General features: G+C 28.1%; 19 protein-coding genes. 17 read left to right on the plus strand and 2 right to left on the minus strand.

Going from position 1 to position 22,270, the window contains the following annotated elements; all coding sequences use genetic code 11:
* Positions 1-88: 88 nt before the first annotated feature.
* From nrdE to VN21_RS09465, 3 genes are all read left to right on the plus strand, one after another.
* On the plus strand, positions 89-2,188 hold the full coding sequence (gene nrdE / locus VN21_RS09455) for a class 1b ribonucleoside-diphosphate reductase subunit alpha (protein ID WP_046823038.1): 2,100 nt from the start codon (positions 89-91) through the stop codon (positions 2,186-2,188).
* A gap of 11 nt (positions 2,189-2,199) precedes the next feature.
* On the plus strand, positions 2,200-3,171 hold the full coding sequence (gene nrdF, locus VN21_RS09460) for a class 1b ribonucleoside-diphosphate reductase subunit beta (RefSeq protein ID WP_046823039.1): 972 nt from the start codon (positions 2,200-2,202) through the stop codon (positions 3,169-3,171).
* A 115-nt stretch (positions 3,172-3,286) separates the two neighbouring features.
* On the plus strand, positions 3,287-4,189 hold the full coding sequence (locus VN21_RS09465; protein ID WP_052952027.1) for a CPBP family intramembrane glutamic endopeptidase: 903 nt from the start codon (positions 3,287-3,289) through the stop codon (positions 4,187-4,189).
* Positions 4,190-4,236: 47 nt separating this feature from the next.
* Here VN21_RS09465 and VN21_RS09470 read toward each other — a convergent pair whose 3' ends face one another.
* On the minus strand, positions 4,237-5,058 hold the full coding sequence (locus tag VN21_RS09470; RefSeq protein ID WP_046823040.1) for an AraC family transcriptional regulator: 822 nt from the start codon (positions 5,056-5,058) through the stop codon (positions 4,237-4,239).
* Between the two features lie 211 nt (positions 5,059-5,269).
* Between VN21_RS09470 and ebgA the strand changes: the two genes are divergently transcribed.
* From ebgA to VN21_RS09530, 12 genes are all read left to right on the plus strand, one after another.
* A complete protein-coding gene (ebgA, locus tag VN21_RS09475; RefSeq protein WP_046823041.1) occupies positions 5,270-8,338 on the plus strand; it encodes a beta-galactosidase subunit alpha in 3,069 nt (1,022 codons plus the stop codon).
* A 130-nt stretch (positions 8,339-8,468) separates the two neighbouring features.
* A complete protein-coding gene (locus tag VN21_RS09480; RefSeq protein WP_046823042.1) occupies positions 8,469-9,623 on the plus strand; it encodes a galactokinase in 1,155 nt (384 codons plus the stop codon).
* 9 nt (positions 9,624-9,632) lie between these two features.
* Entirely contained in the window at positions 9,633-11,162 is a 1,530-nt protein-coding gene (locus VN21_RS09485) for a UDP-glucose--hexose-1-phosphate uridylyltransferase (RefSeq protein ID WP_200898158.1), read from the plus strand.
* Entirely contained in the window at positions 11,152-11,721 is a 570-nt protein-coding gene (locus tag VN21_RS09490) for an aldose epimerase family protein (protein ID WP_052952028.1), read from the plus strand. The genes VN21_RS09485 and VN21_RS09490 overlap by 11 nt, the downstream gene beginning before the upstream one ends.
* Positions 11,712-11,939, plus strand: coding sequence for an aldose epimerase family protein (locus VN21_RS09495; RefSeq protein WP_046823044.1), 228 nt, complete (start codon positions 11,712-11,714; stop codon positions 11,937-11,939). Before VN21_RS09490 ends, VN21_RS09495 begins: the two co-directional genes overlap by 10 nt.
* Positions 11,940-12,178: 239 nt before the next feature.
* Entirely contained in the window at positions 12,179-13,183 is a 1,005-nt protein-coding gene (locus tag VN21_RS09500; protein WP_046823045.1) for a LacI family DNA-binding transcriptional regulator, read from the plus strand.
* Between the two features lie 12 nt (positions 13,184-13,195).
* On the plus strand, positions 13,196-14,104 hold the full coding sequence (gene rbsK / locus VN21_RS09505) for a ribokinase (protein WP_046823046.1): 909 nt from the start codon (positions 13,196-13,198) through the stop codon (positions 14,102-14,104).
* A 4-nt stretch (positions 14,105-14,108) separates the two neighbouring features.
* Positions 14,109-14,504, plus strand: coding sequence for a D-ribose pyranase (rbsD, locus tag VN21_RS09510; protein WP_046823047.1), 396 nt, complete (start codon positions 14,109-14,111; stop codon positions 14,502-14,504).
* Positions 14,505-14,535: 31 nt separating this feature from the next.
* A complete protein-coding gene (gene rbsA / locus VN21_RS09515; RefSeq protein WP_046823048.1) occupies positions 14,536-16,026 on the plus strand; it encodes a ribose ABC transporter ATP-binding protein RbsA in 1,491 nt (496 codons plus the stop codon).
* A gap of 2 nt (positions 16,027-16,028) precedes the next feature.
* Positions 16,029-16,997, plus strand: a complete 969-nt coding sequence (gene rbsC / locus VN21_RS09520; protein WP_021430551.1) for a ribose ABC transporter permease — start codon at positions 16,029-16,031, stop codon at positions 16,995-16,997.
* A gap of 15 nt (positions 16,998-17,012) precedes the next feature.
* Positions 17,013-17,906, plus strand: coding sequence for a ribose ABC transporter substrate-binding protein RbsB (gene rbsB / locus VN21_RS09525; protein WP_046823049.1), 894 nt, complete (start codon positions 17,013-17,015; stop codon positions 17,904-17,906).
* Positions 17,907-18,023: 117 nt separating this feature from the next.
* A complete protein-coding gene (locus VN21_RS09530) occupies positions 18,024-18,530 on the plus strand; it encodes a PaaI family thioesterase (RefSeq protein WP_021430553.1) in 507 nt (168 codons plus the stop codon).
* Between the two features lie 147 nt (positions 18,531-18,677).
* On the opposite strand, the gene VN21_RS09535 is transcribed toward VN21_RS09530, so the two are convergent.
* Positions 18,678-19,499 (minus strand): nitroreductase family protein, encoded by an 822-nt coding sequence (locus tag VN21_RS09535; RefSeq protein ID WP_046823050.1) that lies wholly within the window; start codon positions 19,497-19,499, stop codon positions 18,678-18,680.
* Between the two features lie 179 nt (positions 19,500-19,678).
* Between VN21_RS09535 and VN21_RS09540 the strand changes: the two genes are divergently transcribed.
* Positions 19,679-20,569, plus strand: a complete 891-nt coding sequence (locus tag VN21_RS09540) for a LysR family transcriptional regulator (RefSeq protein WP_046823051.1) — start codon at positions 19,679-19,681, stop codon at positions 20,567-20,569.
* A 124-nt stretch (positions 20,570-20,693) separates the two neighbouring features.
* Positions 20,694-21,635 (plus strand): L-lactate dehydrogenase, encoded by a 942-nt coding sequence (locus VN21_RS09545; protein WP_046823052.1) that lies wholly within the window; start codon positions 20,694-20,696, stop codon positions 21,633-21,635.
* Positions 21,636-22,270 lie beyond the last annotated feature (635 nt).

A 22,270-nucleotide genomic window follows, 5' to 3' on the forward strand; every position in this document is an offset into this window, starting at 1 on the left:
GTATATACAATATGTAGTACAATGAAAATAGTTTTATTACTATATATTGTATTTAAAATATTTATCTATTTTGCAAAGGTGGGAAAAAATGAAGTATATTAAACTCAATAATGAAGTAATAATCAAAGATAAAAATGGAAAATATCAACTAGAAAAAGATATAGAGGCATTAAATAGTTATTTAGATGAACACATTTATCCAAGAATGAAAAAGTTTAATACATTTGAAGAGCGATTAACTTTTTTATTAGAAAATAGCTATTATTCAAAAGACATAATAGATAAATACTCTATAAAATTTATAAAAGAGACTTATAAGGCGATAGAAAATGAAAATTTCTCGTTTAAATCATATATGAGTGCGAATAAATTTTATCAAAATTATGCACTTAAAAGTAATGATGGAAAAGAAATATTAGAAAACTACAATGATAAAGTTTTAATAGTTGCATTAGCATTAGGAGATGGAAATGAAGACTTAGCTTTAAATTTAGCTATAAAGCTTATAAGACAAGAATTCCAACCAGCTACACCAACATTTTTAAATGCAGGTAGACAAAGAGCTGGAGAAATGGTTTCTTGTTTTTTAATATCAGTAGAAGATAGTACAGAAGGAATATCTTATGCAGTATCTTCATCTAATCACTTATCAAAAATAGGTGGTGGAGTTGCACTAAATTTATCTAGACTTAGAGCTAGCAAGGAACCTATAAAAGATATAGATGGAGCTGCTGGAGGTGTGGTTGGAGTTGCAAAAATGTTAGAACAATCTTTTACATACTTTAATCAAATGGGAGCAAGGCAAGGCGCAGGAGCAGCTTATTTAACAGTTTTTCATCCAGATTTTGAGATGCTAATGGATACTAAAAAAATAAATGCTGATGAAAAAATAAGATTAGCATCATTATCTTTAGGTGCAATTATACCTGATAAATTTATGGAGTTAGCGGAAAAAAATGAAATTGCATATGCTTTTTATCCTCATTCTGTTTACAAAAAATATGGAGTACACTTAGATGAAATATACATGGATGAATGGTATGAAAAGCTGGTTGAAGATAATGACATAATAAAAAAAGAAATAAATCCAAGACAAATGCTAACTAAAATAGCACAGATGCAACAAGAAAGTGGATATCCATATGTAGTATTTATAGATACGGCAAATAAAGAACACGTACTAAAAGATGTAGGCATGATAAAAATGTCAAATTTATGTTGCGAAATATTCCAATATCAGACACCTTCAGATATAAAAGGATATGGAGGAAATAATGTATGGGGGCAAGATATAAGTTGTAATTTAGGGTCTTTAAATATAGCAAATGTTATGGATAATAAAGATATTGAATCAACAGTGAATACAGCTATAAGAGCATTATCTTTTGTATCAGATAATACAAATATAAATGAAGTTCCAACTATAAAAAATGGAAATAAAGCATCACATGCAATAGGACTTGGAGCGATGAATTTACATGGGTATTTAGTTAGAGAAAATATACTATATACTTCTAAAGCAGCTATAGATTTTTCAAATGTATTTTTTGCTATGATACGATATTATGCTATAAAAGCTTCTATGGAACTTTCTATAGAAAAGAAGACTACATTTGATGGATTTGAAAATTCGGAATATGCTAAAGGTATTAAAAGTAAAGTTCTTTCAAAGTACTATACAGAATCTTATTTACCTAAAACAGATAAAGTAAAGTCATTATTTGAAGGTATATATATACCAACGACTAAAGACTGGGCTAACCTTTTAGATAAAGTAAAGGAAAATGGAATATATAATGCATATTTAACAGCTATAGCGCCAACACAAAGTATAAGTTATGTGCAAAATGCAACTTCGAGTATAATGCCAATTATGGAACCTGTTGAAGTTAGAACCTATGGAGATTCTACAACTATTTATCCTATGCCATTTTTAACTAATGAAAATATGCTCTATTATCAATCAGCATATAGAATGGATATGAAACATGTAATAGATGTTGTATCTATAGTTCAACAGCATGTTGACCAAGGAATATCTACTACACTATTTGTAACAGATGATAAAACAACTAGAGATATAGCTAGATATTATATATATGCATATAAAAAAGGATTGAAAAGTTTATATTACACAAGAACAAAGATGACAAGAGACACAAATGAGTGTTTAATGTGTTCAGTATAGGGGGATTTTATATGACATTTAATGCAAAAGCAATACACAAAGCTGTAAACTGGAATGTTGAAGATGATGGTTTTACACAAGCGTTTTGGGATCAAAACGTAAAACAATTTTGGCTACCAGAAGAAATATCTGTTTCCAAGGATTTAAAAACTTGGGCAGATTTAAGTGAAAGTGAAAAAGAATTATACAAAAAAGTTTTAGCAGGACTTACATTATTAGATACAAAACAAGGAAATAATGGAGTTCCGTCTATGATGAGTTTAACTGATAACCTTCAAAGAAAAGCTGTTTTATCTTTTATGGGAACAATGGAAGAAATACATGCCAAAAGCTACTCATCTATATTTATGACACTTTTAACTACTCCTCAAATAGAGGACTTGTTTAATTGGATAGAAACAGAACCAACATTACAAAAAAAAGCTGACTTAATATTAGCTCAATACGAAAATACTAATGATCAAAGAAGTCTATACTTATCTATGGTAACGAGTGTGTTTTTAGAAAGTTTCTTGTTCTATTCAGGATTCTTTTACCCGTTATACTTAGCTGGTCAAGGTAAGATGGTTGCAAGTGGAGAAATAATATCTTTAATACTTAGAGATGAATCTTTACATGGCAAATATATAGGGCTTTTAGCTCAAGAAATATATGATAGTTTTAACGATGAAGATAAATTAGAGTTAAAGAACAATGTGTATAAGATATTTAAAAATTTAATGGACAATGAAATAGAGTATACAAAAAAGATTTATAACGAAAGTGGACTTGTTGAAGAAGTTATAACATTCTTACAGTATAATGCTAATAGAGCTTTAGAAAATTTAGGGTTTGATAAGTATTATGAGGTAGGAAAAATAAATCCTATAGTTTTAAATGGATTAAGCACTGAAACTAAATCACATGATTTCTTTTCAACTAAAGGTAATGGATATCAAAAAGGAATTTATGAAGAACTAGAGGATGAGGATTTTATTATATAGCAAATAAAAAGATAGGTCTAAATAAGATCTATCTTTTTACTTTATATTGCGGAATAATTCTCTATCTGTTATAGTATATATATAACAAGTAGAACTTATAAAGGAGGTTGAATCTATGAAAAAAGTAAAGAGTTTTTTAGCTATAACATTTATATTAACTTGGGTTATAGCGTTTGGACTTATGATACAAGATGGATATAAAAATCCATATGCTATTGTAATTATAATGGGATGCATGTTTATGCCAGCTATAGGAGTTATATTAACAACGATAATAACAAAAGGTAGTATTAAAGATGTGTGGATTAAACCAAATTTAAAGGGAAATATAAAATATTACTTAATTGCATGGCTTTTACCATTTTTACTTATAATTTTGGGAATTGTAGTATATTACTTAGTATTCCCTGGAAACTTTGATGGAAGTATGAGTACAATGATAAATGCAACAAAAGAACAATTATCTTCAGCAGGGCAGTCAATACCAAGTGACAATCAATTAAAAGCAATGCTATTGACTCAAATTGCTACATCTGTTTTTGTAGCACCTATAATAAACTTTATACCATGTTTAGGAGAAGAGCTTGGGTGGAGGGGATATTTACTTCCAAACTTATTAGAAAAATTCACACCACTAAAAGCAACTATCATAAGTGGAATAATATGGGGAATATGGCATGCTCCTATGATTGCTATGGGACATAACTATGGGCTTGGATATCCTATTGCACCTTGGGGTGGAATATTTGCAATGACAATATTTTGCATATTCGCAGGTTCAATTCTTTCTTATGTAACATTGAAAACTAAAAGCTGTATACCAGCAGTTATATCACATTCTATGATAAATGGATTTGCAGGAACTGGAGTGTTGTTTATGAAAGGCAACATATCGAATCCATTTATAGGTCCTATGCCAATGGGAATTTTAGGAGGAATAGGAATTATATTAGGTGGTTTAGTATGTTATAAAATAATATCAAAAATAAATGCTAAAGGTAAATTATATAATTATTAGATAAAGTGTTTTGAAAGTAGTATATCAAATCTTTGATATACTACTTTTTATTTTACAAATAAATATCTATATTCAAGAGGTGTTAAATTAAGGTTTCTTTTAAAAGTCTTTGAAAAATGTGACTGAGAAGAAAAACCAACTAAGTTGCTAATTTCATACACGGAGTAGCTACTTTTTCTTAGTAAATCGCATGCCTTTTTTAATTTATACTCAATTAGATATTGTTGAGGGGTAGTCATCATATGCAATTTAAATATTTTATAAAAATGACTTCTATCAATATTTAAAAAATCAGATATATCTGAAACAGAAATATTTTTATTAAAATTATTATCAATAAACTCCAGTGATTTAGATATATAAGATTGAGATATGGATTTTTTTTGTAAAGACAAATTTGAATGTTCACTCATAAGTAATGATAGTATTTGGTATAAGTAGCCTAGTGCATTAAACAAACTATTTGAATTACAATTTAAATACACACTTTCAAATAATTTATCGACACTATTATCTTTACTATATTTAAAAATATAATTTTCATCTGAAAAACCACATAAACTAAAAAGCTCCTTTGCTTTAGAACCATTTACACCAATCCAACGATAAACCCAAGGATTTTCATTAGTAGGATAGTAATTGTTATCTGTGTTAGGTGGTATAAAAAAACCATCCCCAGCCTTTAAATGATGGACTTGATCTTTTATAAAAAATAAACCTTCACCTTCAATTATATAATGTATTAAATAGTAATCTATATGTTCGTACTGATAAGGGTCTCTAGGTTCGCAATACTCAAATCCGCATTCAAATATATATAACTCTGAGCTTGGTTTTAAATCTGTTGAAAAAATTCCTATTTTATTCATAAAGATCCTTTCTTAAAAATATTTTCCTAATATGAATTTAAATTAAAATTATGTAAGTGTCAATTTAAAATGCAACAATAATACAAATTATAGCAACATTAGAACATTGAGACACAATTCAAAAGTGTATATTATAAAATTAAATGGGAAAATGATTTCTGAAAAAATAAGGGGATAAATAAATGAGTGAACTAAGAGAGGTAGAAGTTATATGAAGCTTTGGGAAAATATAAATATAGATGGTATAAATAGGCTAAATTCAAGAGCACATTTTTTAAGCTTTTCATCTGAAAAATTAGCGCTAATAGGAGAAAAAAAGTATACACATAACTACAAATGCTTAAACGGAAGTTGGAAATTTTTATTTTTAGATGCTCCTGAGTATTCGCCAGAAGGATTTTATAAAGAAGAATTTAATACAGATAACTGGAATGATATAATAGTTCCTGGAAATTGGCAACTACAAGGATATGGTAAAATGCATTATTCTGATTTATGGTATAACTTCCCTATAAATCCTCCATATGTTCCTACAGAAAATCCAACTGGGATATACAAGAGAAATTTCTTTATAGATGAGTCTTGGATAAGTGAAAAAGTAATATTAAAGTTTAATGGAGTTGACTCTGCATATAATGTATGGATAAATGGACAAGAGGTAGGATATAGTAAAGGGGCTAGAATTCAATCAGAATTTGATATAACAGAGTATATAAGATGTGGAAATAATGAATGTTGTGTAAGAGTATACCAATGGAGTGATGGAACTTACTTAGAGGATCAAGATATGTGGTGGCTAAGTGGAATTTTTAGGGATGTAGAACTATACACTGAACCTTTGTTAGGGGTAGAGGATATAACTGTAGTTACAGATTTAGATGAAGATTATAATGATGGAACTTTAAATATTGATTTGAAATTTAGAAAATATGAAAACCAAAAGATTAAATTTGAGTTATTAGATATAAATAAGAAAATTATTTTTGAAGAATTAGTAGAAATTTATTCAAACTTTAAGTTTTCAAAAAATGTAAAAAGCCCTTTAAAATGGAGTGCAGAAGAACCTAACCTATATACATTGTTAATTAGTGTGTATAAAGACGAAGATATTGTTCAAGTTATACATCAGAAGGTTGGATTTAGAAAAATTGAAATAAAAGGCGAGACATTTACAGTAAATGGAGTTGCTATAAAGTTTAAAGGTGTAAATAGGCATGATTATAATCCTAAAAATGGAAGAGTCGTTGCTAAAGAAGAAATAGAGAAAGATATAGTTTTAATGAAGCAACATAATATAAATGCAGTTAGAACAGCTCATTATCCTAATTCACATTATTTATATGACTTATGTGATGAGTATGGCTTATATGTAATAGATGAAACGGATTTAGAATGTCATGGTTTTGAGCTAACAGGAGACTATGCATGGATAAGTGATGATCCAAATTGGGAGTTAGCTCATGTAAGTAGACTAGAACGAATGATGAATAGAGATAAAAATCATCCATCTATATTAATGTGGTCTTTAGGAAATGAATCTTCATTTGGGTGTAACTTTAAAGCTATGGCTAAAAAATGTAAGGATTTAGACCCAACAAGAATTTTACATTATGAAGGAGATTTTAATGTACAAGAAGAAGATGGACCTGTATCAGAAGTGTATAGTACAATGTACACTTGGTTAGAAAGAGATAGTAACTTCACAATGGACACTATAATAAACGATATAAAGAAACCTCATATATTATGTGAATATTGTCATGCTATGGGAAATGGGCCAGGAAATTTAAAAGATTATCAAGATTTGTTTTACAAATATGATAAGTTACAAGGTGGATTTATATGGGAGTGGTTTGACCATGGAATACATACAGTAAATGAAAACGGAGAGGTTTACTATAGATATGGTGGAGATTTTGGAGATGATCCAAGTAATATTAACTTCTGTATAGATGGACTTATAATGCCAGATAGAACAGTTTCACCAGGACTTTTAGAATATAAGAAAGTTATAGAGCCGGCACAGACACTTCCTGTTAACTTAGAAAAAGGATTAATAAAAGTTATAAATAGATATGATTTTAAGAATTTAAATTCATTAGATCTTATTTACAACATAAAGGAAGATGATAAAGTAATCCAAAGTGGAAGAGTATATATGCCATCTATAGAAGGAAGAAATGATTGTGAAATAAAACTTCCTTATAATTTAGATTTCAAAAAAGTTGATGGAGCCAATTACTATTTAAATATATCGTATGTATTGAATAAAGATTGTACTTGGGCAAAGTCAGGATATGAGTTAGCTACAGCACAATTTGAACTACCAATAAAAACTAAGAAAGTTAAAATTGATCCAAAAGGTAATCTTGAAGCTATTAAAGAACATTGCAAATTGATAGTTAAAGGAGAAAGTTTTCAAGTAGATTTTGACTTAGTAAAAGGGAATATACTAAATATAACCAAAGATGGATATAAAATACTGGAAGATGGACCTAAATTAAATTTCTGGAGAGCTCCGATAGACAATGATATGTATATTGTAGAAGACTACAAGAAAAAATATTTCATGCACTTAATGCATGAAGTTGTTAGAAATATTGAGTATAGTTTAGATAATAATGTACTTACATTTAAAGTTGAAACTATTAATGGTACTACAAATTCTGCTTGGCACTATAAGTCAAATTATGAATACAAGGTATTTGGAAGTGGAGATATTTTAATTAATGTAAGTGGGGTACCAGCTGGAAAAATTGAAATGGCTCCAGATATGTTACCTAGAATAGGGCTTCAGATGAAACTAAATAAGGACTTAGAGAATGTTAAGTATAAAGGGAGAGGACCTGGGGAGTCATATTCAGATACTAAAGAAGCTAATTTATTTGGGGTCTATGAAAATACAGTTGAAGGGTTATTCACAAATTATGTAAAGCCACAAGAAAATGGAAATAGAAGTGACTGTTCTTGGGTTAGCTTAGAAAATGATAGAGGTATGAGCTTAATGGCTATAGCAAAAGATAAGTTTGATTTCAGTGCTTCTTATTATGAAGATACAGATTTAGAGTATGCTAAACATACTGTAGATTTACAAAAAAGAGATTATATAGTATTTAATATAGATTATAAACAAAATGCTGTGGGAACTAACTCATGTGGACAATGGCAGTTAGATAAATATAGATGTAAATTTGAAGAGTTTAATTTAGATTTTAGACTAACTATATTTAATAATAAAGAGATTAGTGAGATTAATTTAGGAAGAGAAGTTATAATATAAGTTTAATATAAAATATAGTTAATCACTAAGTCTATAGAATATATATAATAAGAGCTTAGTGAGTTAACTATATTTTTTTACCATTAACTACAAAGTTAATAGATACTACATTTAAATAGGGGGATTTAAAATGAAGGAAAAAGTAACAGCTTTATTTGAAGACATTTTTGGAGAAAGAGAAAACATAAGAGTGTTTTTTTCCCCAGGAAGAGTAAACTTAATAGGAGAACATACCGATTATAATGGAGGTAATGTTTTTCCTTGTGCATTGAGCTTTGGAACTTATGGAGCAATATCTATAAGGAATGATAAAGTTATAAATATGTATTCTAAGAACTTCGATAAATTAGGTATAATAAGTTTTAATATAGATGAATTAAAAAATGAAGACAAAGATGACTGGGCAAATTACCCTAAAGGGGTTTTATATACATTAAAAAAACATGGGTATGAAATAGAGTGTGGATTTGATATGGTAGTATACGGAAATATTCCAAATGGAGCAGGATTATCATCGTCAGCATTGATGGGGGTTATGGTTAATGATGTACTAGATTTAGGAATAGATAGAATTGACTTAGTTAAATTTTGTCAGGAAGCTGAAAATAAGTTTATAGGAGTAAACTGTGGAATCATGGATCAGTTTGCTATAGGTATGGGAAAATCAGATAGTGCAATTTTACTAGATTGTAATAGTTTAGATTATAAATATTCAAAGTTAGAATTAAATGATAATGTAATAGTAATAGGAAATACAAATAAAAGAAGAGGGCTTGCGGATTCAAAATATAATGAAAGAAGAAATGAATGTGAAAAAGCTTTAAAAGAATTAAAAACAAAGCTCAATATAAATCATTTAGGAGATCTTAGCGAAGAAGAATTTGAAGAGAATAAACACCTAATAAGTAACCCTATAAACAAAAAGAGAGCAAAGCACGCAGTTTATGAAAATCAAAGGACATTAAAGGCTGTAGAAGCACTAAAAAACGATGATATACATACATTTGGAAAGCTTATGGTAGAATCACATGATTCACTTAAAAATGATTATGAAGTAACGGGAAAGGAATTAGACACTTTGGTTGACCTTGCATTAGAACATAAAGCAACTATAGGCTCAAGAATGACAGGGGCAGGTTTTGGAGAATGCACTGTATCTATTGTAAAAAAAGAATTGAAGGATTGTTTTATAAGCGAAGTTTCAAGACGTTACAAAAAAATAATAGGATATGAAGCTGATTTTTATGAAGCTGAAATAGGAAATGGAACTAAAGAACTGTTATAGGGGGGAATTATGAGTATATATATGGAATTTGAAAGGCTTATAAAATATGGATTAAAACACAATCTTTTTGAATATGAAGATATTTGCTATATAAGAAATTCTCTTATTGAATTATTTGAATTAGATGAATATATTTTAGAAAATGATGTAAGTTATACTTCTAATCTAGAAGATATAATTAATAATTTATTAAATTATGCTTATGACATGGGTATATTAGAATCTAATACATCAGTATATAGAGATTTATTAGATACAAAAACAATGAGTTTACTTATACCAAGACCATCTGAAGTTATACGAGAATTTAATATTAGGTATAAGGAAGATAGGGTAAGTGCTACAAATTATTTATACAATTTAAGCAAAGCGTGTGATTATGTTAGAACTAATAGGATTAAAGAAAATATAACTTGGAAAACAAACACTGAGTATGGAGATATAGATATAACTATAAATTTGTCTAAGCCCGAAAAAGATCCTAAAGCAATAGCTAAAGCTAAGTTTTTGAAGGAATCATCTTATCCAATGTGTCTGTTATGTAAAGAAAATGTAGGTTATAAAGGTAGATTAAATCATCCTGCAAGACAAAATTTAAGGACCGTACCTATAAATTTATGTAATAAAAAATATCACTTACAGTATTCTCCTTATTCATATTATAATGAACACTGTATAATTTTTTCAGATAAACATGAAGCTATGCAAATAAATAAGAGTACCTTTGATAAAAACTTAGATTTTGTAGACCAATTTCCTCATTATTTTATAGGATCTAATGCAGACTTGCCTATTGTAGGAGGCTCTATATTAAGTCATGATCATTATCAAGGAGGGCGATACAACTTTGCTATGGAAAATGCTAAAGTTATTAGTGAGTTTTGTATAGATGGATATGAGGATGTTAAAGTATCGATTGTAAAGTGGCCGCTATCTGTACTTAGACTTTGTTCTGATGATAAATATAAAATAAGTGAACTGGCAAACTACATACTAAATCATTGGAAAACTTATTCTGATGAATATGTTGATATATATTCTCATACGGGAATAACTTGTCACAATACAATAACGCCTATTATTAGAAAAAAAGATGATTCATACGAAATAGATTTAGTTTTAAGAAATAATAAAACAAGTGAGCTTCATCCAGACGGTATATTTCATCCGCATAAAGAATTACATAACATAAAGAAAGAAAACATAGGTCTTATAGAAGTTTTAGGATTAGCTGTATTACCATCTAGATTAAAAGATGAACTAAAAATAATAAAAGACTACCTATTAAATGAAAAGGATGAAAAATTTATAATTGAAAAAGTGCCTATCCATATAAATTGGATTAAGTATTTAAAATCTAAATACTCAATATTTGAAGAAAGTACTATAGATAAAATTTTAAAATATGAAGTAGGAATAGTATTTAAACGTGTATTAGAAGATTGTGGTGTATTTAAACATAATAAAACTGGAGAAGAAGCTAGAGGTAGATATATAGAGAGTTTAAAAAAATATGTGGGAGTAAAAAATGAAATATAGTAAAAAAATCGTAGGTAAAATAGGTAATGAAGATATAATAGCTCATAACATTTTATATGAAAATGGATTTGAATTTGAAATACTAAATTTAGGTGGGATAATAACTAAGATAATAACTCCAGACAAAGATAATAATTTAGAAAATATTGTAGTTGGATATAACAGTATCGATAGTTATAAGGTAAATCCTTCTTATATGGGAGCTATAATAGGAAGAACTTCAGGAAGAATAAATGAAGGAATAATTAAAATTGAAAATAAAGAACATAAATTATTTAAAAATTATGGCGAAAACCAAGGTCATGGAGGAAAGAACGGATTTAATAAAAAAATTTATGAAGTAGAAAGTATAGAAGCGGGGAATAGTATAACTTTAAAGTTAAAAGCTTTTAGCAAAGATATGGAGGAAAACTATCCTGGAAATTTAGATGTTAAAGTCAGTTTTAAACTAAGTGAAAATTTTCATATAAAACAAATATATAAAGCATATACAGATAAAACTACTTTAGTTAATATGACAAATCACACTTATAAGTATCTAAACGAGCTATGGATATAACTACAAATCAAGACTATGTAGTTATATATAGCATGAACTTTACTGATGAATTAACTTTATATAATAATAAAACAAAACAAAGAAGATATGGAATCTGTTTTGAAACACAGGCTCCTCCAATAGGACATAATATGTGTTTTTTAGAAAATTCAATTCTTAATAAAGGAAGTATATACAATCAGGTTACAGAGTATAAATTCTATAATATTAATGATTAAACAGTGTATCATAAAGAAAAATAAAAAATAAAAAATGATTAAGTGTCTATTATAAGTGGTGAAAATGCTACAGTAATAGACGTTTTTTTTGCTTATTTAATTTATGAAAACATTTTCAAAATGATATACAAATAAAAATATGTTGCATTAATTGGATATAGTGTGATATATTAATAAAAAAGGATAACCGGTAACCCTAAAAATAGTACACTATACTAAAATTTTGGGAGGGGATTTATGTGGTAACAATTAAGGATATAGCAGAGTTAGCAGGGGTATCAAAAACTACAGTGTCAAAAGTATTAAACAATAAAGATGAAAAAATAAGCGATACTACACGAAAAAAAATTTTAGATATAGTAAAAGAAAATAACTATAGACCTAACAAAATGGCTCAAAGTTTAGTAACAAAGAAAACTAAAACTATAGGAATTATTATTCCAGATATAAGAAACCCATTTTTTACAGATATAGTTAGGGGAGCAGAAGATAAGGCTGTTAAAGAAGGATATAATATTATCCTTTGCAATACAGATGAAAATGTAGAAAAAGAAATAAAAGCATTCAATACATTAGCAGATAAAATGGTAGATGGAATTATATTTGCTCCATCTTCTAAAATAGATTTAAATTCAAAAGAATATAACTTATCAACTAAACCAATCGTTTTAGTAGATAAAAAATTAGATATTAAAAACTTAAAAGGTATCGTAAGTTTAGATAATGAAGAAGGAACTTATTTAGAAATAAATCACCTAGTAGGAAATAATCATAAGAAAATACTTTATTTAAGTGGGCCTTTAAAAAATGAAATTGCGAGAGATAGATTAAAAGGTTATAAAAAAGCTTTAAAAGAAGCAAATATTGAATATGATGAAAAATTAGTATTACAAGGTGAATATTCTTTAGATTGGGGATATGAAATAATCCAAAGTTTAAAAGATATAAACTTTACAGCTATATGTGCAGCTAATGATTTAATAGCAATAGGAGCTATAAAAGCTTTAAAAGAAAGAAATATACATATACCAAAAGACATAAGTGTGGTTGGATTTGATGATATTCAAACTTCAAGTATAATTGAACCGCAACTTACAACTATAAATCAGAATTCATATGATATGGGATATGAATCAGCTAATATATTAATAAAAAATTTAGAAAAAAAAGAAGTTAATGATATAGAAAAAATGATTTTTAAGCCAGAACTTATAATAAGAAGTTCTACATCTCAAAAACTTTAGAGGAGGACGATTATGAAAAAAATATGTGTAATAGGTAGTTTAAACATGGACTTAGTAGTGAATGTTGATAACATGCCTAAAAAAGGACAAACATTAATAGGAAGCGACTTTAAGGAAGTACCAGGTGGAAAAGGTGCAAATCAAGCTGTAGCAATGGCAAGACTTGGTGGAGATGTAACTATGATTGGTAAAGTTGGGACAGATAGCTTTGGACAAACTTTAATAGATGCGTTAAAAAATGATAATGTAAATACAACTTACGTACATAAAGAAGATGGTCCTACTGGAGTTGCGATGATAACTGTTGATAAAAACGCAGAAAATTCAATAGTAGTAGCACCAGGAGCAAACTTTAAAGTAAAAGAAAATGATATAGATAAAAATATTGATGCTATAAAAAATAGTGATATAGTAGTAGTTCAACTTGAAACACCACTTGAAACTATAAAATATGCACTAAAATCAGCTAAAAATTTAGGTAAATATACAATTTTAAATCCAGCACCTGCTGTTAAATTAGAAGATTCAATAATCAAGAATGTAGATTTACTTACACCTAATGAAACAGAGTTAGAGATATTAAGTGGAGTAAGCATAAATTGTGAAGATGATATATTAAAAGCTGCTCAAACTATGATTGAAAAAGGTGTTAAAGAATTAATTGTAACATTAGGATCTAAAGGAAGTTTATACATAAATAAAGAAACATCTATGTTTAAAAAATCATATAAAGTAGATGCAGTAGATACTACAGCAGCAGGAGATAGTTATACTGGAGCTTTATCTGTAGCTTTCTCAAAAGGAGAAAATATAGAGGCTGCTATAGATTTTGCATCAAGAGTGGGAGCTTTATGTGTTACTAAAGAAGGTGCACAAAGTTCATTGCCAACTTTAGAAGAAGTTGAAAAATTTAGGGGGTAAGGACATGAAAAAAGGCAAATTATTAAATAGTGAGATTTCATCTGTTATATCTCAAATGGGACATACAGATAGTTTAACTATAGGAGATTGTGGTCTTCCTATACCAAAAGATGTAAAAAGAATAGACTTAGCTCTGAAATATGGAGTTCCAAGTTTTTTAGATACATTAGATACAGTACTTGAAGAATTATGTGTAGAAGAAATAATAATAGCTGAAGAAATAAAAGAAGCAGCAGAACAAATGTATAAAGAAATATTAAATAGATTTGAAAATGTAAAAGTTACAATGGTAAAACATGAAGAGTTTAAAGTTATGACAAAGGATTCTCATGCTGTAATAAGAACTGGAGAATGTACTCCATACTCAAATATAATATTAAAATCAGGCGTTGTATTTTAGAAAAATTTTGTAAATCGAAAGGAGCACCTATATGAACAATCCAATTTTGCAGATGAAAAATATAGTTAAAGAGTTCCCTGGAGTTAAAGCACTAGATGGAGTTAACTTAGAACTTTATCCAGGTAAAGTAATGGCTTTAATGGGGGAAAATGGTGCAGGTAAATCAACACTTATGAAGGTCTTAAGTGGTGTTTACAAAAAAGATGGTGGACAAATATTCTACAATGGAAACTTAGAGGATATAAAAGGACCAAAAGATGCACAAGAAAAAGGTATAGCAATAATACATCAAGAGTTAAATTTAATACAAGATTTAACTATAGGTGAAAATATATTTTTAGGAAGAGAACCTAAAAAAGGATTTAAAATAGACTTTAAAAAGCTGTATGCAGAATCAGATAAATATTTAAATAAACTAAATATAAAAACTAGTTCAAAAGAATTAGTTGGTAATTTAAGTTTAGGACAACAACAAATGGTAGAAATAGCTAAAGCTTTATCTTTAGATGCAAAAATAATTATAATGGATGAACCAACAGATGCTCTTACGGATAAAGAAACAGAAAGCCTGTTTAAAGTAATAGAAGATTTAAGAAACGAAGGAAAAGCAATAGTATATATATCTCATAGATTGAAAGAAATATTTGAAATATGTGATTACATAACAGTTCTAAGAGACGGTAAATATGTAGGTAGTGAAGAAATCTGCAATTTAGACGAAGACAAAATGATAGAAATGATGGTTGGAAGAAAACTTACAGATCAATTTCCAAGACATGAAATTGAAAAAGGAAATATTGTATTAGATGTGAAAAATCTTTCAAATAGATATGTAGACAATGTATCTTTTAATGTTAGAAGTGGAGAAATTATAGGGATTGCAGGTCTTATGGGAGCGGGAAGAACAGAACTTGCAAAAACTATATATGGACACATAAGAAAAGAAAGTGGACAAGTTATTGTAAATGGTAAAGAGGTAACTAATAAGTCGGCAAAAGATGGATTAAAAAATAAAATAGCATATGTATCTGAGGATAGAAAAGGAGATGGTTTAATTCTTTCACTATCTGTTAGAGAAAATATGACAATATCATCATTAAATAGTTTATCTAGCATGTTTAGATTAAATAAAACTAAAGAAAATGAACAAGTAAAAGACTATATAAAAAAAATGAATATAAAAACTCCAACTGAAGAACAAATAATTAAAAACTTAAGTGGGGGAAATCAACAAAAGGTTGCAATAGCTAAGGCTCTAATGACAGACCCTAATGTACTTATACTTGATGAACCAACTCGTGGAGTTGACGTTGGTGCAAAAAAAGAAATATATGATCTTATAAATAAATTTAAAAGTCAAGGAAAAGCAGTAATAATGATATCTTCTGAAATGCCAGAAATACTTGGGCTAAGCGATAGAATATTAGTTTTAAGTCAAGGTAGATTAACTGGAGAACTAGATATTAAAGATGCAACTCAAGAAAGTATATTAAAATATGCAGTTACAGTGAAGGAGGCTTAATTATGCAAGCTAAAGTGAGTCAAGAAAATAAACAAATGGATTTAAAAAGTATATTAATAAAGTACAAATCATTAGTTGGATTATTATTATTAATAGTTGTAGTTTCAATACTAAGTCCATCATTTTTAAGTAGTAGAAACATATTGAATATACTTAGACAAACATCTGTAAATGCTATAATTGCAGCAGGTATGACGTTTGTAATTTTAACAGGAGGAATTGATCTTTCTGTAGGATCTGTTCTTGCTTTAAGTGGGGCTTTTGCAGCATCTCTTTTAGCATCAGGACAAAGTATAGTAGTTGCTGTTATAGCAGCTATAGTATGTGGAGCAGCAGTAGGATTTTTAAATGGATTTGTAATATCTAAAGGAAAATTACAACCATTTATAGCAACACTTGCAACAATGACAATACTTAGAGGTGTAACATTAGTATTTACAGATGGAAAACCTATAACTCTAGGAAGCAATGGTTTAGCAATGGCATTTGGGAAAATAGGTGGAGGAACAGTATTTGGAATACCATCACCAGTTATCATAACTATATTAGTATTTGTAGCATGTTATTATATATTAAACCACACTAAAATGGGTAGATATACATATGCATTAGGTGGAAATGAAGAAGCAACTAAGTTATCAGGACTTAACACAGATAAAATAAAAATATGGGTATACACTATAAGTGGTATATTATCAGCAATAGCAGGTATTATAATAACTTCAAGATTATACTCAGCTCAACCTACAGCAGGTACAGGGTATGAACTAGATGCAATAGCAGCAGTTGTACTTGGAGGAACAAAGCTTACTGGAGGAAAGGGTAAAATAAGTGGAACGATAATAGGTGCACTTATAATAGGTGTTTTAAGTAATGCTCTTAACATATTAGATGTATCATCTTATTATCAAATGATGGTTAAAGGTATAGTTATATTAATAGCTGTACTATTAGATAGAAAAAGTAACTAAGAAAGGAAGATAGGAATGAAAAAATTTCTTTCAATAATGATGACTATAGTTTTATCAAGTTTTATGTTGGTAGGATGTAGCCAAAAAGAAGACGAAACTAAAAAAATAGGACTTATAGTATCAACACTAAATAATCCTTTCTTTGTAGATTTAAAAAAAGGTGTTGAAAAAGAAGCAAAAAAACTTGGATATGAAGTCGTAGTATTAGATTCTCAAAATGATCCGGCAAAAGAAGTATCTAACATGGAAGATATAACTGTTAAAAATGTAGATTTAGTATTACTAAATCCTGTTGATTCAGATTCAGCAGTAGCATCAGTTATGATTGCCAATAATGCAGATTTACCAGTTATGACTGTAGATAGAATTGCAAATGGTGGTAAAGTGGCATCTCATATTGCATCAGATAACATAGCTGGTGGAGATATGGCTGCTAAGTTTTTAATTGATAAATTAGGTAATAAAGGAAACATTGTTGAACTTGAAGGTATAGCTGGATCATCAGCAACAAGAGATAGAGGTAAAGGATTTGAAGATGGAATAAAAGGAAGTAACTTAAAAATTGTATCAAAACAATCGGCAGATTTTGATAGAACAAAGGGACTTACTGTTATGGAAAACATCATTCAATCTCAAGGGAAAATAGATGCAGTATTTGCACAAAATGATGAAATGGCTTTAGGAGCATCAAAAGCACTTGCAGATGCAAATATGAAAGATGTTTTAGTTGTAGGGTTTGATGCAACAGATGATGCTGTAGATGCAGTTAAAAAAGGTGATATGGCAGCGACAGTAGCTCAACAACCAATAATTATAGGTGAAACAGCAGTAAAAGAGGCTAATAAATATTTACAAGGTGAAAAGGTAAAAGATTTCGTACCTGTTAAATTACAGTTAGTAACAAAATAAAAAAATACTAAGATGATTTTATCATCTTAGTATTTTTTTTATTCCTTCTTACATTGAAGTTTTTGTTATGCTATAATACTAAATGAATTAGTAACTTATAAAATTGGAGGTAAGACTATGAAGCATAAAATTATAAAAAAACAAAATATAAGTAGTAATTGCGTAGTTTGTGGAGTTGATAATGATTTAAGTCTTAAAGCTAATTTTTATGAACTAGATAATAATGAATTATTAGCAATATGTGATACTAAAGAGTGGCACCAAAGTTATCCCGGAAGAATGCATGGTGGTATGTCTGCTGCAATATTAGATGAAACTATAGGTAGAGCTATAACTATGTTAGATGGAGAAGTTTGGGGAGTTACTGTTTCTCTAGATTTAAAGTATAAAAAGCCTGTCCCAACAGATTGTACTATAAAAGTAGTTGGAAGAATAACTAGAGATACTAGAAAGTTATTTGAAGGAACTGGAGAAATAATATTACCGAATGGTGAAGTAGCTGTAACTGCAAAAGGCAAATATATGAAGTTGCCGGTAAGTAGAATTATAGAAGACGAAGATGATTTAGCAAGAGAATGGTTAGAGGCAGAAAATGAGGAAGACATGGAATACATAGAATTATAAAAATTATACTTAAATTTATTTATTAAATGGAGTATTAAAAAATAAGTAGCTAAGGATTAGATTATAAGTTTTATTAATTTTGTAATCTAAATAAAAATTATAGTCTAATCCTATGAGACTTGTTATTTTAATACTCCTTTTTGTTATCTATTTCCAAGATATAATAGCGTCTTTTCTAGGTACAGTTCTTTGGTACTTTACACTAGGGTATCCAATTATCATACAATTAACTATATGCTGATTTTCAGAAAGACCTAAGAATCTCATGATTTCTTTGTTTTCTTGAGCTGCTTTTATAAAAAATCCACTAAAGAATGTTCCAAGGCCTAAGGCATTAGTCATAAGTTCCATATTGGAAGATACTAGAGATGCATTAACAGGTGAATCAGAAACTACTAGAATTACTGCTGGAGCATTAAAGAATAAACCATCTCTTCCAGTAGGATTAGCTTTATAAGCATTGTACATATTAATCCACATCTTTGCATATCTTTCAAAAGGTTTTGTTTCATCATTTAAATTTTCTAATAAATTTGTTCCTAAATTGTATAAGCTATCAAAGGCCATTTCTTTTAATTTCTCTATATTATCTTTTACAACTACATAAGAAACATTTTGAGAGTTAGTAGAAGTTTGAGTGAATCGTCCTGCTTCTATAATTTTATTTATTTTTTCAATTTCAACGTCTTTTTTCTTGAAATGTCTAACACTTCTTCTGAATTTTATGAAATTAAGTAAATTATCTTCATTTATAGTAAAACTATCTTTATCATAATCTAAAACTTCGTCCATATTATAATCATCTGTTGATACTGCATTTTTAGGACAGATTGCTATGCAATGTCCACATTTAAAGCAACTAACATTTTTAATTTGAGCTTTGCCATCAACAAGCTCTATATCATTAACAATACAATCTTTTACGCAAAGGCTACAGCCTATACATAAATCCTTATCTACTTTCATCATAATTAATACCTCCTAAAAAATAAAAGTTTTGACTAATCAATAAATAAAATTTATAATTCTATATGACTATCAAGTATGTTTGAATTTGATTTATACTGATTATACCATCATAAAAATAATTATGTCTAATTAAAATTTTTCATATAACTATAACTTTTGGTTATAAAAAGGAGCGTATTATGAATTTACAACAATTAGAGTATTTTAAGGTTATAGCTGAAACAGAAAATTTCACAAAGGCTTCGAAAGAACTTTCAGTAACTCAACCGGCACTAAGCAAGGCTATTTCCAAATTAGAAGAAGAGTTGAAAGTTTCACTTTTTGAGAAAAAGGGTAGAAATATAAAGCTTACAGAATATGGAGAGGTATTTTTAACATATTCTAATAAAGCTTTGATTGAGATAGAAAATGGAATTAAAACTATAGGTAACATGCTTACTGAAAAAAATGAAACTATATTTATATCATCTACACCAAGGATAGGTGGATATTTTATGCATCTTATAATAAGTGATTTTTTAAATGAATATCCAAATGTAAAGTTTCAATTTAACCAGCAGTCAGCCCAAGAAGTTATAAATGATTTAAGTATGGGAAATATTGATATAGGATTTTATGATAGTAAAGATATAGATGAAAATAAATCTGAGATTGAATCTATACCTGTCAAAAAACAAGATTATGTTTTAATAGTACCCAAAAAACATAAATTTGCAAGTAGAAACGAAATATCTTTAAAAGAATTAAAAAATGAATCTTTTATAGCATTTTGTGAGAATAGTAAAGAAAAACTTATGTCATATACTGAAATATTGGGATATGCACCTAAAATTTCAATTCAGCCAGATGGGGCAAATATTGGAAGCGCAGTAGAGGGCTTAGTATCTATGGGAGCTGGGATTTCTATAGTACCAAATACACCTATGATTAATGGTAATACCTTATCAATTATAAAGATAAAGGAAGAAATAAAAGAGAGAACTATATATATGGGGATTTCAAAAAAATCTAAAATTAGTAAAGTAGCTACAAAGTTTAAAGAATATGTAATTAGTTCAGCTAATATTTAAAAAATTAAAAAATGCAATTTTAAATTATGAAAATTAAATTTAAATAAAATTTATGGTTTATATTTTTGGTTTAATGAAATCATATTAATGTATATGAATAATATGATTAGCATAGGAGGAAAAAATGAAAAATAAAGTTGTGATTATTGGAACTGGAATGGTGGGCATGAGTTACGCTTATTCAATGGTAAATCAAGGGACTTGTGAAGAATTAGTTTTAATTGATATAGATAAGGATAGAGCTCAAGGTGAAGCTATGGATTTAAACCATGGACTTAACTTTGGAGATAGAATAATGAAAATATATGCAGGTGATTATAAAGATTGTTCTGATGCATATATAATATGCATTACAGCGGGTGCCATTCAAAATGAAGGAGAAACTAGATTAGATTTATTAAACAAAAACACTAAGATAATGAAAAATATAATAGGTAATATAAAAGAATCTGGATTTAATGGCATATTATTGATTGCAACAAATCCGGTTGATATAATGACATATGTTGCATGTAAATTATCAGGTTATGAAAAAGGGAAAGTTATTGGGTCAGGAACTACTCTAGATTCATCTAGACTTAGATATATGTTAAGTGAAAAGTTAGATGTTAACTCTAAAAATATACATGCTTATGTAATGGGAGAGCATGGAGACTCTCAATTTGTTGCGTGGAGTTATGCATTACAAGGAGTTCAGCCTATATATCAAATAGCATCTAAACATAGCAATCTAAGTTTTGATGACCTTGATAAAATTGAAGATGAAGTTAGAAATGTTGCTTATGAGATAATAAAAAGAAAGAAATCAACGTACTATGGAATTGGAATGGCTTTAACAGCTATAACAAAAGCTATCTTAGAAAATGAAAATAGTATTTTGACGGTATCATCGTATTTAAGAGGAGAGTATGGTCATAATGATGTATACATAGCTGTACCTAGTGTAGTAAATAAAAATGGAGTTGAAAGAGTTATAGAATTAGCATTAGACAAAGAAGAAAAATCAAAGTTTGATAAATCTATATGTATAATGAAGGAAAATATTGATAAAATAGATTTCAAATAATTAGATTACTTATTAAATAGAAAAAAGAAATTAAAGGAGTATGATATTGCATACTCCTTTTTTATTTGAATTAAAAAAGAATAAAAAAAATTTTCAAAAAAAGGTAGAATTCTAACTATCTTCTGCATATATTAAAGTATAATGAAATATAAAAAAAATAAATTGCAAATAAGGAGAGGGATGAAAAAATGTTACAATTCAGTGAAATGGTGTATTTTGGATATGAAGAAGAGTTAAATTATGACTATTCACCAGACTATAAAACAGAGTAAAATGAAATAAAAAATAAATTTATTTTAAAAAAATAAAAAATATGATTTGAAATTTTGGAAAAATTCAAAAAATATATTGCAAACCAAATATTGGATATGATAGAATTAACTTAATAAGTTGCAAAAATTAAAAATAAGGAGGTAAGTTATATGGAAAATGTAGTTATGTTAGATCACTTTGGATATGAAATGGAAATTGATTATGATTATTCACCAGATTATGAAGTTGAGTAATAAAAAAGTCTTTTAAAATTTTAGGAGGACAAAAGAGGTGCATACCACGAGTTTGAATACGTAAAAAGAGCTATCGATAATTTTTAGATAGCTCTTTTTTATTTAATATATAAATTAAAATTATAAATA

Origin of the sequence: Paraclostridium benzoelyticum, from assembly GCF_001006285.1 — a bacterium.
Classification (GTDB): Bacteria; Bacillota; Clostridia; order Peptostreptococcales; family Peptostreptococcaceae; genus Paraclostridium; species Paraclostridium benzoelyticum.